The organism is Chryseobacterium sp. WG14 (assembly GCF_024586945.1).
Lineage (GTDB): Bacteria > Bacteroidota > Bacteroidia > Flavobacteriales > Weeksellaceae > Chryseobacterium.
Genome location: NZ_JALCZD010000012.1, coordinates 80331 through 102054, shown reverse-complemented (window position 1 = coordinate 102054; position 21724 = coordinate 80331). Strand labels below are relative to the sequence as shown.

Sequence of the window (21724 nt, the reverse complement as noted above, 5' to 3'; positions counted from 1 at the left end):
GGGGAAGTATCTCATCATTCCCTCTTTCAATTCCAATTTTTCTATTTGCTGATAAGCTTCTTATATACCACCTGATTGAGCAGTTCCTCTTTTCGGGTACGGGAAATAGGAAGCTCTATTTTATTCATAAACAGACGGCCTCCGGAAATCATGTCAATATGGGTAATATTAATCAGAAACGATTTATGGATTCTGAAAAAATGTTCGGAAGGTAAAGATTCTTCAATGGCTTTCATGGTCTGATGGATGATCAGAGACTTATCTTTAAAATGAAGCTTGGTGTAATTCTGCATACTTTCAACATATAGAATATCCACCCAGGAAACTTTGATAAAAGAATCAGACTGCCTTACATATAGAAAGGGATCATCCAAAGGCGTGTTTTTTTTCAGTTTCTCACTGATGATAAACTGTTGCTGGGCTTTATTGACGGCCTGATAAAAACGGTTAAAAGCAATAGGTTTTAAAAGATAATCGGCTACCTGCAGCCGGAATCCTTCCAGTGCATATTCGGAATAGGCTGTTGTAAGGATGCATAACGGTGGGTTTTCAAGCTGTTCCAAAAATTCAAGACCACTTAAATAGGGCATATTGATATCCAGAAAAAGAAGATCTATTTCACATTCCTTTACTTTGGAATCTGCCTCTAATGCAGTAGCACAAGTGCCTTCAACGGATAAAAAATCTATCTGGTCTGCCAGTGCTTTAAGATGGAATCTGGCTAACGGTTCATCATCTATGATCAGACATTTCATTTTAGGGATATTATTGCTCATTCAGATAATTGTAAGGTTAAAGTGACTTTATAAACATGGCCGTCAGATTCAATTTTTAAATCATGAGAATCCGGATATTGTAATTTTAAACGCTTTTTTACATTTTGAATACCAATTCCGCCGGTTCCTTCCTTCTTTTTATACATCACCCTGTCAGAATACGAGTTTTCTACATATAATAAAAGGCTGTTGTTTTCTTCTTGACATGAAATTCTGATATATCCAATTTGTCCGGGAAGCCGGCAAACATATTTAAAGGCGTTTTCAATAAAGGATACCAATAGCAGAGGAGCAATAGAAGCTTTTTTATGGTCAATTTTCCAATGGGCATCAACCTCCAGTTCATTTCCCCATCTTAATTTCTCCACTTCAACCAGGTTTTGCAAATATTCAATCTCTTTATCCAGAGGCACCAGGTTTTGATTACAGTGATAGAGCTGATACCTTAAAATATCTGAAAACTTCATCAGTAAGAAATCAGCAAGCTGGATATCTGTTTTCATCAGAATATGAATGTGGTTCAGGATATTGAATACCACATGCGGATTGATCTGATCCTGCAGCAGCTTGAGCTGATTTTCCAGGTGAGCCTGCTGAAGAAGAATATGATCCCGCTCTATTCTTCCGTGTTCCTTATAAAATTTAATGCCACAGGCTGATCCGTTAATCAGAAAAGAAGCGGGAAGCGCCATATAAAATCCTTGCCATAAAATAGGGAGATGTCCCTTAAAAGTGGGCGGAAGATCTGTTTTGGGAGCAACTTCCAGGTAAGTGAATATGACAGAATAAATGATACTTAAAAGAAGAATAACTATAGCCGCCTGTATCAGAAATCTCCTCATTTTTTTTAAATGTAAAGCCTTGGGAAGGAGTTTGGCAGTCAAAAAATGAGTGAACATAAAAGAACAGATGGTAATGATTACCGATTGAATCACAGCCAGGTATGTTTCTGTAGCAATCTGGAAATTACACCATAATACAATCGCAAAAACAAGCCAGAAAATAAAAGTGAAAATATATTCTTTAACAATAAAAGGTTTTGTCATGAGAAGATGTAAAGTAAAGTTATAAAAAAATAGAAACTGCAGAGTAGCAGTTTCTAATGGTAAAGATAATTTAAGTTTTTTAAAATAAGAAATAGCCTATTCCTAAGCTGAAACTGTGGGGTTTGGATTTAAAATCTTTGCTGATGCTTGAAAGTCCTGTTTCATACCTAAGGTCTACGGTGAAATTCTTATAATCTACACCTACACCTCCCGTAAGCCCTATATTGGATTTGTCAAACTTTTTAAAACCCTCCTGAAGAGCTTGTGAAGTTGATATTTTATTATTAAAAGCATAACTGTACACTCCACCGGCAAATACCCTTAGGTTGATGTCGTCTGTTTTTATTACTTTATATCCCACTACTACAGGAATATCAATAGCATTCCAGCTCAGTTTTGCTGAACTTCCGTTTTTTGTTTCGTAAGATGTTTTTCTTTTGTTGAATAATGCTTCTCCTTGTACATAAAGACGGCCAATATCCATTCTTGTCATAATTCCCGCCTGATAACCAAATCCGTATTTTCCTTCCAAGGAAGATTCCGTTGAGGTTTTTGTAAAATTTGTGCCTCCCTTTACTCCAATGTGAAAAGCCGGGGTCTGCTGTGCCTGAGTTTCTATGGAGTAGGTGATGCATAATAACAGGGAGCTGATTGCTAAAAATTGATGTTTCATAAATTGATTGTTGTTAAAAACTTGATGCAAAACAACAAATCAGAAAGATGAGGTGAAACTTTATTTGATGAACGGTAGAAATGTTATGATAAGTCTCCTTTTTTGAGAGAAGTAGAAAAGGCAGGGATAAAAAAAATCGAAAGATCTTTCTTTCGATTTTAAATATTTAAAAAGGTTGCTCTTCACAAATGATTGGTGGAAAACATCCGCCTCCGCCGCCGCCTGGAGTTCCTCCTCCCACGGCAATACATTGTCCGGGGCTGCCATCCTCATACATTTCACAGGCTTTTCCATAAGCACATTGGCAGTCACTCTGGCAATTATAAGAATCTCCACCCATATGGCAGTTGTCTATTCCGTTACCAAGAATTGTTGAGAGGTCTTTTCTCAAAAGTTTTTTCATTTTTTTCATAATGCAATTTGATGTTAAAAGTTAATAGTCTTTTTTGTATGTGAAAGTAAATATAATGAAAAATCAAATGAGTTGTACTTTTAAGTGCCTGTTAATAAGTGTAATGTCTGAATTATGCTTACCCCCTAGAAGAAAAAAATAAACCCACTGTGTAGCGGGTTTATTCTGTTATTTTTTAAATGTTAGCGTCAAAGGAATAGAGACTGTAGAAGATACCGGTTTCCCGTTGTTTTCGGCAGGTTTCCATTTGTCTTTATCTTTGATACGGTAGAAGGCGGCTTCAATGAATGCATTTACATCTTCATTATTCCCCTTTACCTGTGCATCAAGAGCGTTTCCTTTAGAATCTACTACGAAGCTCATTGTTGCTTTGTAAGAATCTGAAGCAAAATTTAGAAAATCAAGATCAGCTGCCTCATGCAGAAGCTGATGAAAAGCTCTTTTTCCCTTTTCATATTCTGCTTCCTTGGTAACTTTACCTTTTGTAGGTGGGTCTAAAGCAATTATTTTCTTGTCTTCAGCGGAAAGCTGATCTAAAGCATTTTTGTATGATGTTATTTTATCCTCAGTAAGAAGCCACTCCTTCTTGGTTCTTAGATCATTAGGCTTAGGATATTTTTTATACAGAGCCGTTTTCTTTCTGTCATAGCGAGAGTCTGCTCTCTGAAATTCAGAAATTTGGGCACTGCTGAAAACAAAAACAAAAATGAATGCTAATGCTGAGAGTTTTTTCATCAGTAATTAAGCTTTTACAATATTAATGATTACTTCGGTTGCTTTTTCCATACTTTCCAAAGCTACATACTCATAAGGTCCATGGAAGTTGATTCCTCCGGCAAAGATATTGGGACATGGAAGGCCCATATAAGAAAGCTGAGCTCCATCTGTTCCTCCTCTGATCGCTTTGATCTTAGGTTCAATACCTGCTTCTGTCATTGCTTTCGCAGCAAGATCTACAATGTGCATTTTGCCTTCGAACTGCTGCTTCATATTTCTGTATTGCTCCTTGATCTCCACTTCAGCAGTTCCTTCACCATGTTTTTGGTTGAATTCAGCTACTTTTTCTTCCATGAATTTCTTTCTGGCTTCAAATTTATCAGCATTATGATCACGGATGATATACTGAAGTTTAGCCTCAGAAATGTCAGCGGTGATATCCATTAAGTGATAGAAACCGTCAAAACCTTTAGTGGTAGCAGGCGTTTCATTTGCCGGAAGGCTCTGTGCAAATTCGGCAGCTAAAAGCGCTGCATTGACCATTTTTCCGTAAGCATAACCAGGGTGTACACTTAATCCGTGGATTTTCACTACAGCTCCTGCAGCATTGAAGTTTTCATATTCAAGCTCTCCAACTTCTCCGCCATCCATTGTATAGGCCCATTCTGCCCCAAATTTTGCCACATCAAATTTGTGCGCCCCTCTTCCGATTTCTTCATCAGGGGTAAACCCTACAGCAATTCTTCCGTGTTTAATTTCAGGGTGGGCAATCAGATATTCTGCAGCCGTTACAATCTCTGCACATCCTGCTTTATCATCAGCACCCAGAAGCGTGTTTCCATCTGTTGTAATTAACGTTTGGCCGATATATTTTTTTAAACTTTCAAATTTTGAAGGAGATAAAGTGAATCCTGTGGTCTGGTTCAGCAGAAGATCATTTCCATCATAATTCTTCCAAACCTGAGGATTTACATTCTCTCCGCTGAAGTCCGGTGAAGTATCATAATGTGAAATGAATCCAATAGTAGGTCTGTCGTCATTTTCCAGGTTAGAAGGAATATATCCCATAATATAACCATTCCCATCAATGGAAACATTTTCCAAACCTATGGTCTTCAGTTCTTCAGTAATATAATTGGCAATATCCCACTGTCTTGGAGTGGAAGGTGTTGCTTCACTCTCGGCATCACTGGTTGAATATATTTTTACATAACTAAGAAAACGGTTCAGTAATTTCTCTTTCCACAAAGGGTTGAATTCTATTGTACTCATTAGATTAATCATAAATTTTAACAAAGTTAGCAAATTTGCTGCTCAGAATAGGTTATTTGCGATTGAATATCAGTTATTGAAATTTTAAATCGGATATAAATCTTTGAAAATCAAAATAATGTTAGATTTATATGTACCGTATACGAACTGGTTTAGTTTTATTATATTTGAGAAAATGAAAAGTACCAATGTTTCTAACTGAATGCCCAAGAGATGCCATGCAGGGATGGGGAGAGTTTATCCCCACTGATAAAAAAATAGATTATATCAACTCTTTAATGGATGTTGGTTTTGATGTATTGGATTGCCTGAGTTTTGTTTCACCAAAAGCAATTCCGCAGATGGCAGACTCTGATGTGGTTGCTGAAAATATTGATAAATCCCGTTCCAAAACCCAGGTTTCTGCTATTATCGGAAACTACAGAGGCGCTGAAAAAGCATTAAAACATGCTTCAGTAGATATTCTTGGATTCCCTTTCTCTATTTCTGAAACATTCCAGCATAGAAATACGAATAAAAGCCAGGAAGAAGCTTTTGAGGAAATTATCAGAATGCTTGAGCTGACCAAAAGTGAAGGAAAACAGCTGAACATTTATTTCTCTATGGCCTTTGGAAATCCATATGGAGAAATGTGGAAATGGGAAGATGTAGACCGTTGGGCACAAAGATTTTCAGAAATCGGAGTGAAAGATATTCTGCTTTCTGATACAACAGGAGTAGCCACTCCCGAAACAATTGCTCTTTTATTTGAAAAAATTCCTTCAAAATATCCTGAAATCAATTTCGGGGGACATTTCCATAACCGTTATGAAGATTCTTATTCGAAATTAAAAGCGGCTTATGATCAGGGTTGCAGAAGATTCGACAGTGCAATTAAAGGAATCGGAGGATGTCCTATGGCTAAAGACGATCTGGTGGGAAATATGCCTACTGAACAGGTTATCAATTTTATGAGTGTTGAAAAAGCAGATCACAAGCTGAACCTCCTAAACTTTGAAAGTTCTTACAATAAGGCTAAGGATATTTTTCATTTTTAGAATGAATTAATAGTCAAATATCCAGCAGATTTGAACAATTATACAGACTGTATAAACGGCGTTAGGTTTGTCATTCCGTAAGAATCTCAATTTTTACTAAATATAATGGCTTAGATTCCTGCGGAATGACAAAAATACCGTTTGAGGCTACTAAAAGCAATTTCTATTGATCTTATAAGATAGAGTTCAGACTAAAATGTATTGAAATTACCCTTACGGAATAAATGGATACCCCGCTTTACTATATTCAAATATCAATGGTTTTAACCAAAATGTAATTATAATTAACTCAAAAAATCAACAAAATGTCTCCAATAATTTCACCTTCCGAATTAAAAAGCTTCCCTACAGGCAACCTCATCATTCTTGATGCAAGAACCGGAAAAGATATTGCCGGGAATTACCTTGAGAAACATATCAAAGGAGCATTATTCATCGATTTGGATGAAGATTTGGCGGAGATAGGAGAGGATGCAGCTTTTGGGGGAAGACATCCACTTCCTTCCATAGAAAAATTTGCTGAAACGTTATCAAACCTTGGAATCTCTGAAGATTCCCACATCGTGGTATATGATGATAAAAACGCTTCCAATGCAGCAGCAAGAGCCTGGTGGATGCTCAAATCTTTTGGATTCGAAAATGTACAGGTTCTTAATGGCGGAATGCAGGCAGCGGAAAAAGAAGGCATAGAATTTTCTTCTGGAAAAGAGGAGGTTAAAAAGGTTCCATTGATGAAAAAAGATCACTGGTTTCTGCCTGTTTCAAAACTGGAAGAAGTTGAAAATGAATTGAAAAATACTTCTGCTACTGTTATTGACGTAAGGGATGCCTACCGATACAGGGGAGAATCGGAACCTATTGATCTGGTTGCCGGGCATATTCCGGGGGCAATCAATATTCCTTTTTCAGAAAATTTGGATGAAAACGGATTCTTCCTGAAACCTGAGATTTTAAAGGAAAAATATAATAAATGGTTAGAAAATAAGCCGGAGCATTTGATTATCCATTGTGGATCAGGCGTTACGGCATGTCACACGATTTTAGCGTTAGATTATGCCGGGTTTAAAATTCCCAATCTGTATGTAGGTTCATGGAGTGAGTGGAGCAGGAGAGAAGGAAAAGAAATTGCAAAAGACATTTAAAAAACATAAACCTCAGAAATTTCTGAGGTTTTATATTTTATAATGATTAAAGCATTCCCAGTTCAAACTTAGCTTCCTCGCTCATCATATCCTTGTTCCAGCTCGGTTCAAAGGTAAGCTCTAAATCAACACTTTTTACATGTTCTACTTCCCCAACTTTATCTTTTACTTCTTGTGGAAGGGTTTCAGCCACAGGGCAGTTGGGAGTAGTAAGTGTCATTACAATTTTTACGTCTACATCATCGGAGATTTGTACATCATAAATCAGCCCTAATTCGTAAATGTCCACCGGTATTTCAGGGTCATATACGGATTTCAGTACCTTGATGATTTCTTCACCAATGTCAGCAATTTGATCGTCTGTAAATTTCATTTTTTAATCTAGATTGATATTCCTTTTCAACAAATCTTCCTGACGCATGCGCCGGAAAATATTTGCCAAAGTTAAGACATCTTTTTCACAATAATCAACTATTCGCTGCAAGTCTTTTTCTATGTAGTAGATTGATGAAACCATTGACCCGTCTATATCGTCTTTTGGAGTAGGAATTCCAAAGACATGGGCAAGCAGTTCAAGGGAGACAAAACTTTTATAATCTCCAAATTTCCAAAGCTCCATGGTATCGATATGAGGAATCTCCCAGGGCTTTTTTCCGAACATTTGAAGCGGAGCCGGAGGCTGCATTCCGTTGATCAGGTATCGTCTGGCAATCCAGGGAAAATCGAATTCTTTTCCGTTGTGGGCACAGAGAATGACATCCCGGAGCCTTGGGCTGTTGAAAATCTCCCCAAACTCCTGAAGCATTTTTTTCTCATCATGTCCTGAGAAACTTTTGATTTTTAATGTTTCATTCTTTTCTACCATTCCGATGGTAATGCAGATGATTTTTCCGAACTCAGCCATAATACCGGCTCTTTCATAAAAGTCTTCTGCGGAAATATCTTCTTTTCTCTGAAACCTTGTTTTTTTGTCCCAAAGGTATTGGTCAGTTTCTGATAATTCATCCCAGGAACCAGCCTGTGGCACAGTTTCGATATCAAGAAACAATATTCTTTCTAATGGTATGTTCTGTATCATATGTGTTTTTTGTTTATTATCCTACCTGCATTCCGTTTTTGGTAGGTAAGGAAGGAGCCAGAAGAGTGACATCCTGCTTATCTTCACCATATAGCCCTAATACAAGGCATTCGCTGAAAAAGTTGGCAATTTGTTTTTTAGGGAAATTAACCACGGCGAGAATCTGTTTTCCTACCAGCTCTTCTTTCTGATAGAGAGAAGTGATCTGTGCTGAAGATTTTCTGATTCCTAAGTCGCCAAAGTCTATTTCCAGCTGATAAGAAGGGTTTCTTGCTTTTTCAAAATCATTGACGGAAAGAATGGTTCCGCATCGGATATCTATTTTTTCAAAATCTGCCCAAGTGATGTCTGGTTTTACGGTCATGGTAATACGTTAATTAAATGTTCTACTTCAGTTTTCTGTTCTTCATATTTTTGCTGTAATTCTGAACCTTCCCCCATTCTTCTGTAATATTCAAGAGCTTTTTCTCCAAAGAATTTTTTATGAAAGTCTGAAACTTCAGGTACCTGTGGAAAAGCTTTATGAAAAAGCATCTCGTAGTACGCCTGAAATTCCCGCTCATTTTTATCTTCTATTACCTGTCCCGGAGCTTTTTGTCTCACGTGAAGCATCTCGTGGGCAATCATATTCAAGACAAGGTTCAGATCAAAATCGAATAAATTTTTCGGGATCATGACCATCTGCGGACCTCCCAGTTCTCCTTCTGCCGTAAGAAGCATCGAAGTAGGGGAAAGCTCCTGCCTGAATCCAAACCCCGCAAAGTTTTCATGCTCCAGATGAAAAGAGTGGATCAGGTATTTCGCTGCATCCAGGATCTGGTCATGTTCTTTATAAGCTTCAAGATGGAGGTTGATCTGCTCAAAATTCATGCTGAATAGGTTTTATAACAAATGTATTAAAATATTGAGAATTGTGAGGGTATTCTACAATTATAATGTTGAAGGATAGTATATCGATCGAATGAAGTAGAGTTTAGTCTCGAAATCTATGAATTTTTTTACTAATAAAATTTTTTCAACATTTTTGTCCAAATTAAAAGGCTCGATTGTCATTACGTAATAAACCCATAAAATGATACATAATGAAAATTACAGTAATTGGCGGTACTGGCCTTATTGGTAGTAAACTTGTTAACAGTCTTAGAAACTTGGGACATGATGTTCTGGCAGCATCTCCCAACTCAGGAGTCAATACTATTACAGGAGAAGGTCTTGACCAGGCTTTAGAAAATGTAGATGTTGTAGTAGATGTTGCCAACTCTCCTTCTTTCGCAGATGATGATGTAATGAAATTCTTCAAAATATCAGGAACTAACCTAATTGCTGCAGAAAAAGATGCAGGAATAAAGCATCACATTGCTTTATCTGTTGTAGGCACAGAGCGTTTACAGGAAAGCGGATATTTCAGAGCGAAACAGGTTCAGGAGGATCTTATTAAAGAATCAGGAATTCCTTATACGATTGTTCACTCTACACAGTTTTTTGAATTTGTTGGTGGGATTGTTCATTCAAGTACAGCTGATCATAAAATAGTTGTTTCTCCAGCTTTGATTCAGCCTATCGCCTCAGATGACGTGGTAAAAGCAATGACGGATGTTACGATCAATTCTCCCAAAAATAGCACAGTAGAAATTGGAGGACCAGAAAAAATAAGATTGGATGATCTGGTAAGAAAATATACATCAATAATGAAGAATCAGGATGAAGTAGTGACTAGCCCAGCTGCAACTTATTTCGGAGCCCCATTGAATGACAGTACCCTTGTACCCAACAACGACGCAAAATTAGGAAGCATCCGTTATGATGAGTGGATTGCAAATCCGGAAAACCAGAGATAAAATCAAAAGTTATTATTAAATTTATAAAAGCATTATATTTAAAATTTTCAAATCATGAATGAATTTTTAATTGCCATACACAGAGATATCATTAATAAGGATGCCAGCCCCTCACCAGAACAAATGCAGGCATCTATTCAGCCTTTCCAGGATTGGCTAGGAAGTATTGCCGCACAAAATAAATTGGTTTCTCCTCCTAAAAGATGGGACCTCGATGGAAGAGTTGTAAAAAATGATTTAGTTACTAATGGACCCTATGCAGAGATTAAAGAATCAATTGGTGGAATGTTTATCATAAGAGCTGAGAATTATGACGAAGCTGTAGAAATAGCAAAAGGCTGCCCTATACTTCAGTGGGGAGCAAGTGTAGAGGTTAGAATGGCTATCCCACCGGCTCAATAAATTATGTAACCATATAATGCAGGAACAGGCATTAATACCTAATTTATTCAGAACAGAGTATAGGAAAATTGTTTCTGTGCTCTGTTCTTTATTTGGTATTGATCATATTGAAATCGCAGAGGATATAGTAAGTGATACTTTTCTTACAGCCACTGAAACCTGGAGCATTAATGGAATTCCTGAAAATCCTACAGCGTGGCTGTACACCGTAGCTAAGAATAAAACTAAAAATCACCTTAAAAGAAACTCCTTATTTCAACAAAAGATATCGAATGAAATAAAATATTCGTCTCGTAATTATGAAGAATTTGAAATAGACCTTTCTGACAAAAATATCATTGACAGCCAATTAGCCATGATGTTTACTATTTGTAATCCTTCTATTTCAAAAGATTCCCAAATTTCTTTAGCTCTAAATTTACTTTGCGGATTTGGAATACAGGAAATTGCAGATGCTTTTCTGGTTACTAAAGAAGCTGTTTATAAAAGACTGAATCGTGCAAAAGAAAAATTAAAAACAGAAGGAATAAAAATTGAACCGCCCTCAGTTTCACAGATTCTTTCTGGCTCAGAAACAGTATTCACAACACTCTATTTACTATTTTCAGAAGGATATTATTCAACATCGCAACATACAGTTCTTAGAAAAGATCTTTGTCTTGAAGCGATAAGATTAACCTTATTACTACTCGAAAACAAACTGACAAATGTCCCCGCTACTCATGCATTGTTATCTTTAATGTATTTTCATTCTTCGAGATTCAATGCCAGAATTAATGACAAAGGAGAAAACATTTTATATGAAGAACAAGATGATTCACTATGGGACGTTGAGCTGATAAAAAAAGGAATCAAACACCTTAACCAAAGTGCTACAGGAGATGCTTTAACCAAACTTCATCTCGAAGCTGCTATTGCCTATTGGCACACAAAAAAGAAAGATAATGATGAAAAATGGGAAAATATTTTGCAATTATACAATCGGCTTTTACAGATTGAATACTCTCCTATGGCTGCCCTTAACCGTACTTTTAGCTTTGCAAAAGTAAGAGGAAAATCTGCCGCAATTATTGAGGCTGAAAAACTAAAGCTTATCAACAATCCTTTCTACTATTCCCTGTTAGGTTATCTTTATACTGATATTGACAGGTCAAAAGCAATACAGCATTTTGAGTTCGCCATAAAAATGTCTAGCTCGCAGACCATCATTAATACTTTTAAAAGATATATTGATACGCTGGAAACTAAATAACTGAAGACTTTTTTCAGAAGTTACTCCTTCCTTTTACAAAAATTCAATTACTGTTTATTATGTAGTGATACACTTCAACAAGTAAACAAGATGAAAATAAAACCAGTATTTATGAGCAATTGTAACGGGCGTTCAAAAGAAATAGACCGGCTTCTGAGGGAACAGGATTATATGGTACAGCCTTTCGTAGAAGAAATCAAAAATGGAGAATGGTCATTTCTGTTTTTCAACGGAAAATACAGCCATTGTTCATTAAAAACTCCTAAGCAGGGAGACTTCAGGGTACAGCATTATCATGGAGGAAGCATCAGCTACCCAACTCCTGATCCGAAACATATAGAACAGGCTGGAATTTATGTAGAAAGCCTGCCTGAACCAACACTGTATGCAAGAGTGGATGGAGTGCTTATCAATGATTCATTTAGTTTAATGGAACTGGAACTCATAGAACCTTATTTATTCCTGAATAGTAATACTCTTTTACTGGAAAATTACTACCAGGCTTTGATCGCTTTACTGTGATAAAAACAGGACCGGAGAAAAATTTCCGGTCCTGTTAAACAAGATTAAGTGTAAAATTTAGCCTTTAAAGGCAAAAAGGATAATTCAAATGTGTGCAGATTTTTATTGATTCTTAATCTATGTTTAAGGGAATTGATAATAAAGGGACTTTGTTTTTGTAAGCCATTATTATTGTTTTGCTTCTGTGGAAAAGAGATTCCACAAGATTGTATTTATAAGGAACCATTGTCAGTAAATCCGAATTGGTAAGTTTCACTTCCTCTTCAATCGCCTTGATGATTTCTATAGACTGGATCATTTTAAAGCTGTATTTAATATCATCAAGATCATATCCGGAGTTCAGATCAATATCATGGATGACCTCTGTAAAATCTTCCAGTCTCTCACTTACATTGAACACTTCAATTTCAGATTTGAATTCATTGATGAAATTGTAAATATCGTCCATGGCAGACCAGGTCATGCTTTTGTGGGTGTCATAGGCAAAAAGAATTTTTCTGATTCCTGTATATTCTATGTGAGCCGGAATGATTAGTACAGGTTTTTTGAGCCGGTGGATGGTTTTGGTGACAATATTTCCGAGCAGTCTTTGTTCAAGTGTTTTCTCCGCCATACCCATGACCACAAAATCACCGTTATTTAGCTGGATACAGTTTTCAAGCTCCTCAATAAAGTTCCCTGAAGCCAGATAATACTGTGTTTCCAGATCATATAAGCTTCCCAGCTCAGCAGCTTTCTCCGAAATTTTCTTTTGATTTTTAAGCGTTTGCTCATGGAAAAAATCAGCAGAAACCTGGGCGTTTAAAGCATGAATAGAAACGGTCTGTAAGTGGAACAGAACAATCTTATACTTATTTTCTTTAGCCATAGAAGCTGCATAATGAGTAGCATTTTCTGCTTCTTTGGAAAAATCTGTGCAGACAATTATTGTTTTCATTGTACCAAAATTGATTCTGTAAAACTATAAGACAAAACCTTTCTATGGTAGTAAAAAGATGGTGACATTGCATAAAATGATGATGAAATGTCTTTTTAAGGTGATGAACCGTTAGCCTCCATTTTAAGTCGTCTATTTTACGCTTCAGGTACCGTTTTGTCCGTCTCGTCTGAAATGGAAGATATTCTTATAAAATCTATTTCTATATTTACAGCCGTAAAGCTCCCCATATGAACAGGATTTCTACATTCAGAAAAAATATAGTACGGAATAAAAAGATTCTTTCTGCAATGAAAAGAAGGCTGGCTATATGGGCTATAGCGGTTATTACCTTTTATGTTTTTTCCTATCTGATTGATCCGTTTGATCCGGCCTGGCAGATCTATTTGAAAGAACCGCTAAAGGTGATTGTGGAAGATATTCTGTGGATATTTCTCTTTTCCGTTGTTATCTCCGAGGTCAGTATATGTATTGACAGAATGCTCAATAGGCTGCTTCCATGGAGTAACAGAACGGTAAAACGTCTACTTCTTCAGTGTATTATACAGATTGTGGGAAGCGTGCTGATCGTTATTATCATTAACTTTATTATTGACTGTACATCAGTGAATTTACCGGAAATGGATGCCCGGAAAGAATATACGTTATTGGGACAGTGGATTGCTACCAATATTGTAATATCACTTACCATCAGCGCATTTAATACAGTGGATTATTTATTGGAAAACTGGAAGAAAACAGCCGTGGAGGCGGCTCAGCATAAACTGAGGGCTTCAAAACATAAACAGGCTGCTATGGCGGCGGAACTTCAGGCTCTTAAGCTGCAGATAGATCCCCATTTTATTTTTAACAACCTCAGCGTACTTTCTGAGCTTATTCTGGAAGATCAGCAGCTTGGCTATGAATATTCAGAGAAGTTTGCGAGGGTATACCGATACCTTCTTGTAAATTCTAAAAAAGATATTATAGCTCTGGAAGAAGAACTGAAATTTTTAGAATCCTATATTTTTCTAATTGAAAAGAGGATTGGAGAAGGAGTTGTGTTTAAAATTGACATTCAGGAAGAATACAGGTCCATGTATACTCTTCCGCTATCGCTGCAGCTATTGGTTGAAAATGCTATTAAACATAACCAGACCTCAAAAGCAAATCCTTTGGAAATACAGGTTTATACAAATTCTGATAAGGAACTCGTTGTTGCCAATACATTTCTGCCATTAATTAATAAACCGGATTCTTCAGGGGTGGGGCTTGCCAATATTGTTGCCAGATACGAGATCTTGGGATATATAAAACCCATCATAGAAAAAACCGAAAATCAATTTATTGTAAAACTCCCATTGATATGAAGCTCAATAAAATTTTAATAATAGAGGATGAAAAGCCTAATGCTGACAGGTTAAAAAGGCTATTGCTAAAGCTGAGACCTCATGCGGAAATAGTATCTGTAGAAGAGTCGATTATCTCAGCAGTAAACTGGCTTGAAAATAATCCTGCTCCAGATATGATTATGATGGATGTAAGGCTGGCAGATGGATTAAGCTTTGAGATATTCAATAAATTTGAGATAAGAAGTCCTGTAATTTTTACAACGGCATATGATGAATATGCAGTACAGGCTTTCAAATACAACAGTATAGATTATCTTCTGAAGCCTATAGAAGAAGAAGAACTTGAGCTGGCTTTAAGACGTTACGAGACTTTTATAGAAACAGTGCCATTTGTGGGAACAGCCATTGAAGGACTGCTTAATTATATCCAGCCTAAAGACTACAGGAAGCGTTTTCTTATCCCACATCGGGATGGTTATAAAACGGTTTTGTCTGAAGATGTTTTATACTTTTATACAGAATTGGGAATCAGTAAAGCCATGCTGAATACAGGGAGTATTGAAAATGTTCCCCAGACCCTGGAAGAACTTGAAAAACAGCTTGATCCGAAGTTCTTTTTCCGGGCCAACAGGCAGTTTATTATTCATATAGACGCTGTGAAACAGATTTTCAACCATTTTAACGGAAAGCTGAAGCTGGAATTGAGAAAGCAACCTGAAATAGAGGTGGTTGTGAGCCGGGAGAAAGCTTCTGCATTCAAATCCTGGCTGGATTACTAGTCTATAGATTATTGAAAAATATAAGGTTGCTTTTCAGAAAAGCAACCTTTTTATTTGGTGAAAATTGACAGGATTGAAATGAATCAAGCGCACTTACATCAATACACCTTCTCTTGACGCAAAGTTCCTTTTATTACGCTTGATTTAAGTGAGCCAAGAATGAATCGATAGAAATCGATTTTGATAAACTAACTTTTTTATATCGTTTATTCAGCGACAAAGTCGCCCTTCTTTGCTTACTTAAAATAGAACATCCGAATTATTATTCCTTTGCGTAAATAAAAGATATTTCCATCCTATTTTCAAGTCAAAATATAAGAATTACATATTTTATTTATGTGTACAGGTTTCTGGATGTCATCCAAATAAGAAGTTTTAGATTTAATCCAATTTACTTAGTTCCCCAAGTTTATAACCTGATCCGGTGAAATTCCGGAACGTTGAAGTTTTTCCACTAAAAATATTCTTTTTATGGTTTTCATTACACAAAAACGCTCTTTCTTTCATTTTTAGTATCATACACTTCACCTGCGATTAATTACGTTTCACTTGATTTCTACATGAATTCCCTGGGTATATGCATTTATTTTGCCCCTGTAAAATTTAAAATCAAATGTTATGAATTACAGAAAAGGATATCTGGTACTTTCACTTACAGCTACAGCAGTATTATATTCTTGCGGTTCAGGTAGTCAGGAAAATACCCAGCAGACGCAGGCATTACCTACGGATTTTATCCAGGTGAAGTCCGGAAATGAAGATGTTTCTATAGGATATCCCGGGAGCATAGAAGGACAGGATAATGTAGAAATTAAAGCTCAGGTGACAGGATATCTGGAAGCAGTATATGTGAAAGAAGGTCAGTATGTGAGCAAAGGGCAGACCCTATTTAGAATTAATCCTTCTGTGTACAATGAACAGGTGAATACCAATGCGGCAGCATTAAAATCAGCATTGGCAGCTCAGGAAACAGCAAGATTGGAAGTTGAAAAACTGAGATCTCTTGTAGAGGGAAAAGTGGTTTCCGATATGCAGCTGAAAACAGCTAAGGCAAACTTTAAAGCGGCCTCTGCACAGGTAGCACAAGCACAGTCTTCATTGGGTTCATCAAAGATTAATGCCAATTTTACTCATATCAAAGCACCGGTAAGCGGATATATAGGAAGAATCCCTAATCGGGTGGGTAATTTAATCAACCCTTCCGATGCTTCACCGCTGACAACGCTTTCCAATATAACGAGTGTAAATGTTTATTTCTCCATGAATGAGGCAGATTTTATAGCTCATAGCCGGGCAGCTGCTTCAGGAAAAAACACAGAGAATGTAGAACTTATTTTAGCCGATGGCTCTGCCTATTCTTACAAAGGAAAACTGGAGAATGCCAGCGGAAATTTTGATAAAAATACAGGAAGTATCCAGATGAAAGCCGTATTCCAGAACCCAGATAAATTACTGAGATCAGGAGGTACAGCAAGAGTTATGATCCACAACGATCTGGATGGTGTTATTAAGCTTCCGAAAATATCGGTAAAAGATATTCAGGATAAATTCTTTGTATATAAACTGGAGGGTAGGGATAAAGTAAAAATGTCCCAGATTGAAATTTCAGGAAGTACCTCTCAGGATTACTTTGTAAAAGAAGGCGTACAGGCAGGAGATAAAATAGCGGTTAACAGAATAGACGTCCTTACAGATGGGGCTCCCGTAGCCGCTAAAGTGGTTCCTTCAAAATAGTTTTCATAATCATTCTTAGAAAATTCGAAAATGTTAAAAAAGATAATTGACCGTCCGGTACTGGCGACGGTAATATCCCTGATCATCGTGATATTAGGGATCATCGGATTAAACCAGCTGGCGGTGACCCGGTTTCCGGATATTTCACCACCTACGATCACGGTTTCAGGATCTTATCCGGGAGGGAACAGTGAAACGGTAATCCGTTCTGTAGTTACTCCTTTGGAAGAACAGATCAATGGGGTGGAAGATATGCAGTATATGAAATCTACCGCGAGTAATGACGGGACATTTACCATCTCTATCATATTTAAACAGGGCGTTAATGCGGATCAGGCAGCGGTAAATGTTCAAAACAGGGTACAGCAGGCTACCCCGATACTTCCCCAGGAGGTCATAAGAATGGGATTGACAACTTCCAAGCAACAGAACAGTATGGTGTTGATTTTCAATATCTATACAGAAGACAATAAGCAGTATGATGAAACCTTCCTGCAGAATTATGCCAATATCAACCTTATTCCCCAGGTAAAAAGGGTAAAAGGAGTTGGGCAGGCTCAGATTTTTGGAATTAAGGATTACTCTATGAGAATATGGCTTAACCCACAAAAGATGTCTTCCTACGGACTTGAGCCCTCAGATATATCGGCAGCCATTGCAGATCACAGTTTGGAATCTGCACCAGGTAAACTGGGGGAAGAATCTAATGCAGCATTGGAATATGTAATCCGATACAAAGGAAAAAAGAATAAACCGGAGCAATATGAAAATATTATTGTCAAAAATGACGGAACCAATGTCATCAGGCTTAAAGATGTTGCCCGTGTAGAATTTGGATCCATCTCCAACAGTGGCGATAACCTTTCTAATGGGAAAAATGCGGTTACTGTAGCGATTATGCAGACTACCGGATCTAACGCCAATGAAATTGAAATAGGAGTTAATAAAGCCATTGACCAGCTGTCAAAATCATTTCCTCCAGGCATAAAATATACAAAGGTGCTGAGTACCAAGGAAAGGCTGGATGAGGCGACTGGACAGGTGAAATCTACTTTGATAGAGGCATTTATCCTTGTATTTATTGTAGTGTTTATCTTTTTACAGGACTTCAGGTCTACGATTATTCCGGCCATTGCAGTTCCTGTAGCGATTATCGGGACGTTCTTTTTTCTTTTGGTATTAGGATTTACAATCAATGTACTGACGCTTTTCGCGCTGGTTCTCGCCATCGGTATTGTGGTTGATGATGCCATTGTAGTGGTGGAAGCTGTTCACAGTAATATGGAAGGAACAGATCTCTCGGGAAGAGAAGCTACCCATAAAGCGATGAGTGAAATTACGGGGGCAGTTATCTCTATAACCCTGGTCATGTCTGCCGTATTTATTCCTATCGGGTTTATGTCCGGTTCAGCAGGAATTTTCTATAAGCAGTTCGCTTATACCCTTGCTATTGCAATTATTATTTCAGCAGTTAATGCTCTTACTTTAACTCCGGCTTTATGTGCCGTGTTCTTGAAAAATAATCATGCACACACAGGAGAAGGCGGGAAGCCAAAAGGATTCGGACAAAGATTCGCTGTAGCGTTTAATGCAGGGTTTAATAATATGACGAACCGTTATGCAAAAGGAGTAAAGTTTTTAATAGAAAGAAAATGGATTGCAGCAGGATTGATCGCTGGAATTATCGGCCTGTCGGCCTGGTTGCTGTCGAGTACTCCCAAGAGTTTTGTACCGATGGAAGATGACGGGTTCTTTATGTACTCATTAAGTATGCCTCCCGGAACAGGGCTCACCAAAACAACAGAGGTTTCCGATAAAATTAATACAATTTTAAAAAGTGTAGACGCCGTTCAGGAAAATACATCCATTACAGGATATAACCTGTTAAGTAATAGTGCCGGCCCTGCTTATGCAATGGGGTTTGTGAAATTGAAGCCTAAAAAAGAAAGAGGCGCCGTTCAGGATATCGATGAGATCATGAATGTTGTTAGTGGAAAGCTGGCTGAAATTAAGGAAGGAAGCGTAATGAGTTTCAGAATGCCTCCGGTAGAAGGATATGGAGTAACGAATGATGCAGAGATTGTACTTCAGGACCGTATGGGTAGAGATCCTCAGGTTCTGAAAGCAAAAGCAGATGATTTGATTGGCCAGCTAATGAAAACTCCTGAAGTAGCCTATGCTTATACCATGTTCCGGGCAGATTATCCACAGCTGGAACTTGAAGTTAATGAAGATAAAGCTAAACAGCTGGGAGTAAGCATCTCCAATTTATTGGGAACGGTACAAACGTATTTCTCAGGAGATCAGTCTCAGAATTTCTCAAGATTTGGAAAATTCTATAGAGTCAATATCAAGGCAGACGGAGTTTTCAGAATGGATGAGCAGGCCTTCAATGATATTTTTGTGAAGAATAATAAAGGAGAAATGGTTCCTGCCAATACCTTAATTACTTTGAAAAAAGTATATGGGCCCGAGTCTGTGAACCGATATAACCTTTATAACTCGTTAAACATTAACGTTGTGCCAAAACCGGGAGTGAGTAACGGAGAGCTGATGGGCAAAATAGAAAAAACACTGGAAAAGCTGCCTTCGGATTACAGTTATGAATGGACGGGATTAAGTTTAGAAGAAAAGTCAGCAGGAAATCAAACCGTTGTAATTCTTGGGCTGTGTTTACTTTTCGTTTACCTGCTTCTTGCCGCCCAGTATGAAAGTTATATTCTTCCTTTAGCTGTAATGCTTTCCATCCCAACAGGAGTAGTAGGAGCTTTCTTAGGAATAAAAGCGATTGGTTTTGATAATAATATCTACGTACAGGTAGGTTTGATCATGCTGATCGGTCTCCTCGCGAAGAATGCAATCCTTATCGTAGAATTTGCAATCCAGAGAAGGAAGGCAGGACTCTCTATCCTGGATTCTGCACTGGAAGGCGCTAAGGCAAGACTGCGTCCTATTATTATGACATCACTGGCTTTTATTGTGGGAATGATTCCCCTGATGATTTCCACTGGTGGAATGGCTTCAGGAAATAAATCGATCAGTGTAAGTGCTGCGATAGGAATGTTGAGCGGAGTGGTTTTAGGAGTGTTTGTAATTCCTGTACTGTATATGTTCTTTCAGTATCTCGATGAGAAGTTTTCGTCTAAAAAGAAGTATGAAACGATAAAAAATGAATTGACAAATGAGAATATGTAATATAAAGAATTTCCTTATTTCAGGCGCAATGGCATCAGTACTGGTGTCTTGTGCCGTGGGAAAACCTTATACAAGAACAGAGCTTCAGGTGCCGGAGCATTATAAAGAGACTGTACAGGTAACCGGAGATACGATAGTTCTTCCGTGGAAGACTTTCTTTAAAGACCCTAAGCTGATAGGTTTAATAGACAGGGCGCTGACGAGAAATAATGAAGTACATGTAGCTCTGAAAAATATGGAACAGCTGGATCTGATCTATAAACAGGCTAAGTTGTCCCTTATGCCAACACTGGACCTCTCTGCAGGAGCCAACAGAAGCTGGGCATCCAAAAATACACTTAATGGCTCCCTTAATGAACAGTTTGTAGGAACGAAATATATGGATGATTTCAGTGCAGCGCTAACGCTTTCCTGGGAAGTTGATATCTGGGGTAAAGCAAAAATGCAGAAGGAGTCTGCTGCAGCCGAATATTTTGCCCAAAAGGAAAACCTGAATGCCGTGAAAAGCAGAATCGTTGTCCAGGTGGCACAGGCTTACTATAATCTGATAAGTTTAGATGAACAGTTAAAAATAGCTGAACAAAATATTGAGCTAAGTAACAATACCCTGACAATGATGGATCTCCAGTTTAAAGCCGGGCAGATCAATTCATTGGCAGTTCAGCAATCGGAAGCTCAGAAGAAAACGGCAGAGCTGCTGATTCCTCTGGCAAAACAGAATATTTCTATCCAGGAAAATGCGTTGAGCATTCTTTGTGGAGGATATCCGGATAAAGTGGAAAGACAGGGAACACTAAAAACAATGATTCCTGAAAATAAACTGTCTGAAGGACTACCGGCGCAGTTATTGAGTAGAAGACCGGACTTGAAAATGGCAGAACTCAATGTAGTCAGCCTGAATTCAAAAACAGGATTAGCGAAAGCAGCCATGTATCCAAGCATCAGTTTATCTCCCCAAATAGGGGTGAACTCCAATAAGTTCAGCTCATGGTTTGATATTCCCGGTTCTATCACCAAGGCAATTGCGGCTAACCTTGCGGCCCCTGTTTTTCAGAAAAAACAGCTAAAGACAGCATATGAAACAGCCTTGATAGAGCAGGAAAAAGCTGCGATCAGTTTTAAACAGTCGGTAATGACCGCCGTTGGAGAAGTATCTGATGCCATGGCAAAATCTAAAGGATCCTCTGAAAGATTACAGCTTTTAGAGCAGAGGACAGCCATTTTAGATAAAGGAATTAATGATGCACTTAAGTTGTATAAAAGTGGTATGGCAACCTATTTAGAGGTAATAACTGCCCAGAATAATAAACTTCAGAATGATCTTGAAGCTATTAATGTTACTCTTGAAAAGTTAAATGCTGAGGTAGATCTATACAGAGCATTGGGCGGAGGAGTAGAGTAGAAGGTAAATGAGTGGTCAATACGGGAGGAAGCTATATTATATGGCTTCCTTTTGTTTTATAGAATCAGTAAGTGTAAATTTTTATCGTTGTTAATCAGTGTTTTATGAAAATAGTATTCTTTTTTTTGAAAATTCATGCAAGATTTTAAAAGAACGGGATTTATATAAGTGAGTACTCA

General features: G+C 37.7%; 22 protein-coding genes. 11 read left to right on the top strand and 11 right to left on the bottom strand.

Annotated elements, in window-relative coordinates; translation table 11 throughout:
- Positions 1–41: 41 nt before the first annotated feature.
- The 6 genes from MP478_RS18155 to pepT all read right to left on the bottom strand — a co-directional run bounded on the left by MP478_RS18155 (position 42) and on the right by pepT (position 4896).
- Positions 42–776, bottom strand: a complete 735-nt coding sequence (locus MP478_RS18155; RefSeq protein WP_257201244.1) for a LytTR family DNA-binding domain-containing protein — start codon at positions 774–776, stop codon at positions 42–44.
- Complete coding sequence (locus MP478_RS18150; protein ID WP_257201243.1) at positions 773–1822, bottom strand: sensor histidine kinase; 1050 nt, start codon at positions 1820–1822, stop codon at positions 773–775. The genes MP478_RS18155 and MP478_RS18150 overlap by 4 nt, the downstream gene beginning before the upstream one ends.
- A 79-nt stretch (positions 1823–1901) precedes the next feature.
- The gene (locus tag MP478_RS18145) at positions 1902–2495 is read right to left on the bottom strand and encodes a porin family protein (RefSeq protein WP_257201241.1); all 594 of its coding nucleotides are present in this window, start codon (positions 2493–2495) and stop codon (positions 1902–1904) included.
- Positions 2496–2661: 166 nt separating this feature from the next.
- Positions 2662–2898, bottom strand: coding sequence for a hypothetical protein (locus MP478_RS18140; protein WP_230033347.1), 237 nt, complete (start codon positions 2896–2898; stop codon positions 2662–2664).
- A gap of 177 nt (positions 2899–3075) precedes the next feature.
- Complete coding sequence (locus MP478_RS18135; RefSeq protein WP_257201240.1) at positions 3076–3642, bottom strand: energy transducer TonB; 567 nt, start codon at positions 3640–3642, stop codon at positions 3076–3078.
- Between the two features lie 6 nt (positions 3643–3648).
- Positions 3649–4896, bottom strand: a complete 1248-nt coding sequence (pepT, locus tag MP478_RS18130) for a peptidase T (RefSeq protein WP_230033351.1) — start codon at positions 4894–4896, stop codon at positions 3649–3651.
- 188 nt (positions 4897–5084) lie between these two features.
- Between pepT and MP478_RS18125 the strand changes: the two genes are divergently transcribed.
- Together MP478_RS18125 and MP478_RS18120 are read left to right on the top strand one after the other, a co-directional pair.
- Complete coding sequence (locus MP478_RS18125) at positions 5085–5933, top strand: hydroxymethylglutaryl-CoA lyase (RefSeq protein ID WP_230033352.1); 849 nt, start codon at positions 5085–5087, stop codon at positions 5931–5933.
- Positions 5934–6238: 305 nt separating this feature from the next.
- Complete coding sequence (locus tag MP478_RS18120; RefSeq protein ID WP_257201239.1) at positions 6239–7075, top strand: sulfurtransferase; 837 nt, start codon at positions 6239–6241, stop codon at positions 7073–7075.
- A 46-nt stretch (positions 7076–7121) separates the two neighbouring features.
- Here MP478_RS18120 and MP478_RS18115 read toward each other — a convergent pair whose 3' ends face one another.
- The 4 genes from MP478_RS18115 to MP478_RS18100 are packed head-to-tail and all read right to left on the bottom strand — an operon-like array spanning position 7122 to position 9023.
- Positions 7122–7448, bottom strand: coding sequence for an SUF system Fe-S cluster assembly protein (locus MP478_RS18115; protein WP_047484523.1), 327 nt, complete (start codon positions 7446–7448; stop codon positions 7122–7124).
- A 3-nt stretch (positions 7449–7451) separates the two neighbouring features.
- Positions 7452–8153: a 3'-5' exonuclease gene (locus tag MP478_RS18110; RefSeq protein ID WP_257201238.1), complete on the bottom strand. Its 702-nt coding sequence runs from the start codon at positions 8151–8153 to the stop codon at positions 7452–7454.
- A 16-nt stretch (positions 8154–8169) separates the two neighbouring features.
- Positions 8170–8517 (bottom strand): tRNA-binding protein, encoded by a 348-nt coding sequence (locus MP478_RS18105; RefSeq protein ID WP_047484527.1) that lies wholly within the window; start codon positions 8515–8517, stop codon positions 8170–8172.
- Complete coding sequence (locus MP478_RS18100) at positions 8514–9023, bottom strand: hypothetical protein (protein ID WP_230033355.1); 510 nt, start codon at positions 9021–9023, stop codon at positions 8514–8516. The genes MP478_RS18105 and MP478_RS18100 overlap by 4 nt, the downstream gene beginning before the upstream one ends.
- A 212-nt stretch (positions 9024–9235) precedes the next feature.
- Here MP478_RS18100 and MP478_RS18095 point away from each other — a divergent pair, with 212 nt between their 5' ends.
- The 4 genes from MP478_RS18095 to MP478_RS18080 all read left to right on the top strand — a co-directional run bounded on the left by MP478_RS18095 (position 9236) and on the right by MP478_RS18080 (position 12167).
- Positions 9236–9991 (top strand): SDR family oxidoreductase, encoded by a 756-nt coding sequence (locus tag MP478_RS18095; RefSeq protein WP_257201237.1) that lies wholly within the window; start codon positions 9236–9238, stop codon positions 9989–9991.
- 54 nt (positions 9992–10045) lie between these two features.
- Entirely contained in the window at positions 10046–10393 is a 348-nt protein-coding gene (locus MP478_RS18090) for a YciI family protein (RefSeq protein WP_230033357.1), read from the top strand.
- Between the two features lie 16 nt (positions 10394–10409).
- Positions 10410–11645 carry an RNA polymerase sigma factor gene (locus tag MP478_RS18085; protein WP_257201236.1) on the top strand — a complete coding sequence of 412 codons (1236 nt, stop codon included), beginning with the start codon at positions 10410–10412 and terminating at the stop codon, positions 11643–11645.
- Between the two features lie 111 nt (positions 11646–11756).
- On the top strand, positions 11757–12167 hold the full coding sequence (locus MP478_RS18080) for a hypothetical protein (RefSeq protein WP_257201235.1): 411 nt from the start codon (positions 11757–11759) through the stop codon (positions 12165–12167).
- 112 nt (positions 12168–12279) lie between these two features.
- Here the strand turns inward: MP478_RS18080 and MP478_RS18075 are convergent, their stop codons facing one another.
- On the bottom strand, positions 12280–13104 hold the full coding sequence (locus MP478_RS18075) for a universal stress protein (RefSeq protein WP_257201234.1): 825 nt from the start codon (positions 13102–13104) through the stop codon (positions 12280–12282).
- A gap of 230 nt (positions 13105–13334) precedes the next feature.
- Here MP478_RS18075 and MP478_RS18070 point away from each other — a divergent pair, with 230 nt between their 5' ends.
- From MP478_RS18070 to MP478_RS18050, 5 genes are all read left to right on the top strand, one after another.
- Complete coding sequence (locus MP478_RS18070) at positions 13335–14453, top strand: sensor histidine kinase (RefSeq protein WP_257190187.1); 1119 nt, start codon at positions 13335–13337, stop codon at positions 14451–14453.
- Entirely contained in the window at positions 14450–15214 is a 765-nt protein-coding gene (locus tag MP478_RS18065) for a LytTR family DNA-binding domain-containing protein (RefSeq protein ID WP_230033369.1), read from the top strand. The genes MP478_RS18070 and MP478_RS18065 overlap by 4 nt, the downstream gene beginning before the upstream one ends.
- A 618-nt stretch (positions 15215–15832) precedes the next feature.
- The gene (locus MP478_RS18060) at positions 15833–16948 is read left to right on the top strand and encodes an efflux RND transporter periplasmic adaptor subunit (RefSeq protein WP_257201233.1); all 1116 of its coding nucleotides are present in this window, start codon (positions 15833–15835) and stop codon (positions 16946–16948) included.
- Positions 16949–16978: 30 nt separating this feature from the next.
- Positions 16979–20143, top strand: a complete 3165-nt coding sequence (locus tag MP478_RS18055; RefSeq protein WP_230033373.1) for an efflux RND transporter permease subunit — start codon at positions 16979–16981, stop codon at positions 20141–20143.
- Entirely contained in the window at positions 20130–21545 is a 1416-nt protein-coding gene (locus MP478_RS18050; RefSeq protein ID WP_257201231.1) for an efflux transporter outer membrane subunit, read from the top strand. The genes MP478_RS18055 and MP478_RS18050 overlap by 14 nt, the downstream gene beginning before the upstream one ends.
- Positions 21546–21724 lie beyond the last annotated feature (179 nt).

What these genes read in the sequence shown, in the direction of transcription:
- MP478_RS18155 (WP_257201244.1), bottom strand. Translation starts at nt 776, where the DNA reads ATGAGCAATAATATCCCTAAAATGAAATGTCTGATCATAGATGATGAA.
- MP478_RS18150 (WP_257201243.1), bottom strand. Translation starts at nt 1,822, where the DNA reads ATGACAAAACCTTTTATTGTTAAAGAATATATTTTCACTTTTATTTTC.
- MP478_RS18145 (WP_257201241.1), bottom strand. Translation starts at nt 2,495, where the DNA reads ATGAAACATCAATTTTTAGCAATCAGCTCCCTGTTATTATGCATCACC.
- MP478_RS18140 (WP_230033347.1), bottom strand. Translation starts at nt 2,898, where the DNA reads ATGAAAAAACTTTTGAGAAAAGACCTCTCAACAATTCTTGGTAACGGA.
- MP478_RS18135 (WP_257201240.1), bottom strand. Translation starts at nt 3,642, where the DNA reads ATGAAAAAACTCTCAGCATTAGCATTCATTTTTGTTTTTGTTTTCAGC.
- pepT (WP_230033351.1), bottom strand. Translation starts at nt 4,896, where the DNA reads ATGAGTACAATAGAATTCAACCCTTTGTGGAAAGAGAAATTACTGAAC.
- MP478_RS18125 (WP_230033352.1), top strand. Translation starts at nt 5,085, where the DNA reads ATGTTTCTAACTGAATGCCCAAGAGATGCCATGCAGGGATGGGGAGAG.
- MP478_RS18120 (WP_257201239.1), top strand. Translation starts at nt 6,239, where the DNA reads ATGTCTCCAATAATTTCACCTTCCGAATTAAAAAGCTTCCCTACAGGC.
- MP478_RS18115 (WP_047484523.1), bottom strand. Translation starts at nt 7,448, where the DNA reads ATGAAATTTACAGACGATCAAATTGCTGACATTGGTGAAGAAATCATC.
- MP478_RS18110 (WP_257201238.1), bottom strand. Translation starts at nt 8,153, where the DNA reads ATGATACAGAACATACCATTAGAAAGAATATTGTTTCTTGATATCGAA.
- MP478_RS18105 (WP_047484527.1), bottom strand. Translation starts at nt 8,517, where the DNA reads ATGACCGTAAAACCAGACATCACTTGGGCAGATTTTGAAAAAATAGAT.
- MP478_RS18100 (WP_230033355.1), bottom strand. Translation starts at nt 9,023, where the DNA reads ATGAATTTTGAGCAGATCAACCTCCATCTTGAAGCTTATAAAGAACAT.
- MP478_RS18095 (WP_257201237.1), top strand. Translation starts at nt 9,236, where the DNA reads ATGAAAATTACAGTAATTGGCGGTACTGGCCTTATTGGTAGTAAACTT.
- MP478_RS18090 (WP_230033357.1), top strand. Translation starts at nt 10,046, where the DNA reads ATGAATGAATTTTTAATTGCCATACACAGAGATATCATTAATAAGGAT.
- MP478_RS18085 (WP_257201236.1), top strand. Translation starts at nt 10,410, where the DNA reads ATGCAGGAACAGGCATTAATACCTAATTTATTCAGAACAGAGTATAGG.
- MP478_RS18080 (WP_257201235.1), top strand. Translation starts at nt 11,757, where the DNA reads ATGAGCAATTGTAACGGGCGTTCAAAAGAAATAGACCGGCTTCTGAGG.
- MP478_RS18075 (WP_257201234.1), bottom strand. Translation starts at nt 13,104, where the DNA reads ATGAAAACAATAATTGTCTGCACAGATTTTTCCAAAGAAGCAGAAAAT.
- MP478_RS18070 (WP_257190187.1), top strand. Translation starts at nt 13,335, where the DNA reads ATGAACAGGATTTCTACATTCAGAAAAAATATAGTACGGAATAAAAAG.
- MP478_RS18065 (WP_230033369.1), top strand. Translation starts at nt 14,450, where the DNA reads ATGAAGCTCAATAAAATTTTAATAATAGAGGATGAAAAGCCTAATGCT.
- MP478_RS18060 (WP_257201233.1), top strand. Translation starts at nt 15,833, where the DNA reads ATGAATTACAGAAAAGGATATCTGGTACTTTCACTTACAGCTACAGCA.
- MP478_RS18055 (WP_230033373.1), top strand. Translation starts at nt 16,979, where the DNA reads ATGTTAAAAAAGATAATTGACCGTCCGGTACTGGCGACGGTAATATCC.
- MP478_RS18050 (WP_257201231.1), top strand. Translation starts at nt 20,130, where the DNA reads ATGAGAATATGTAATATAAAGAATTTCCTTATTTCAGGCGCAATGGCA.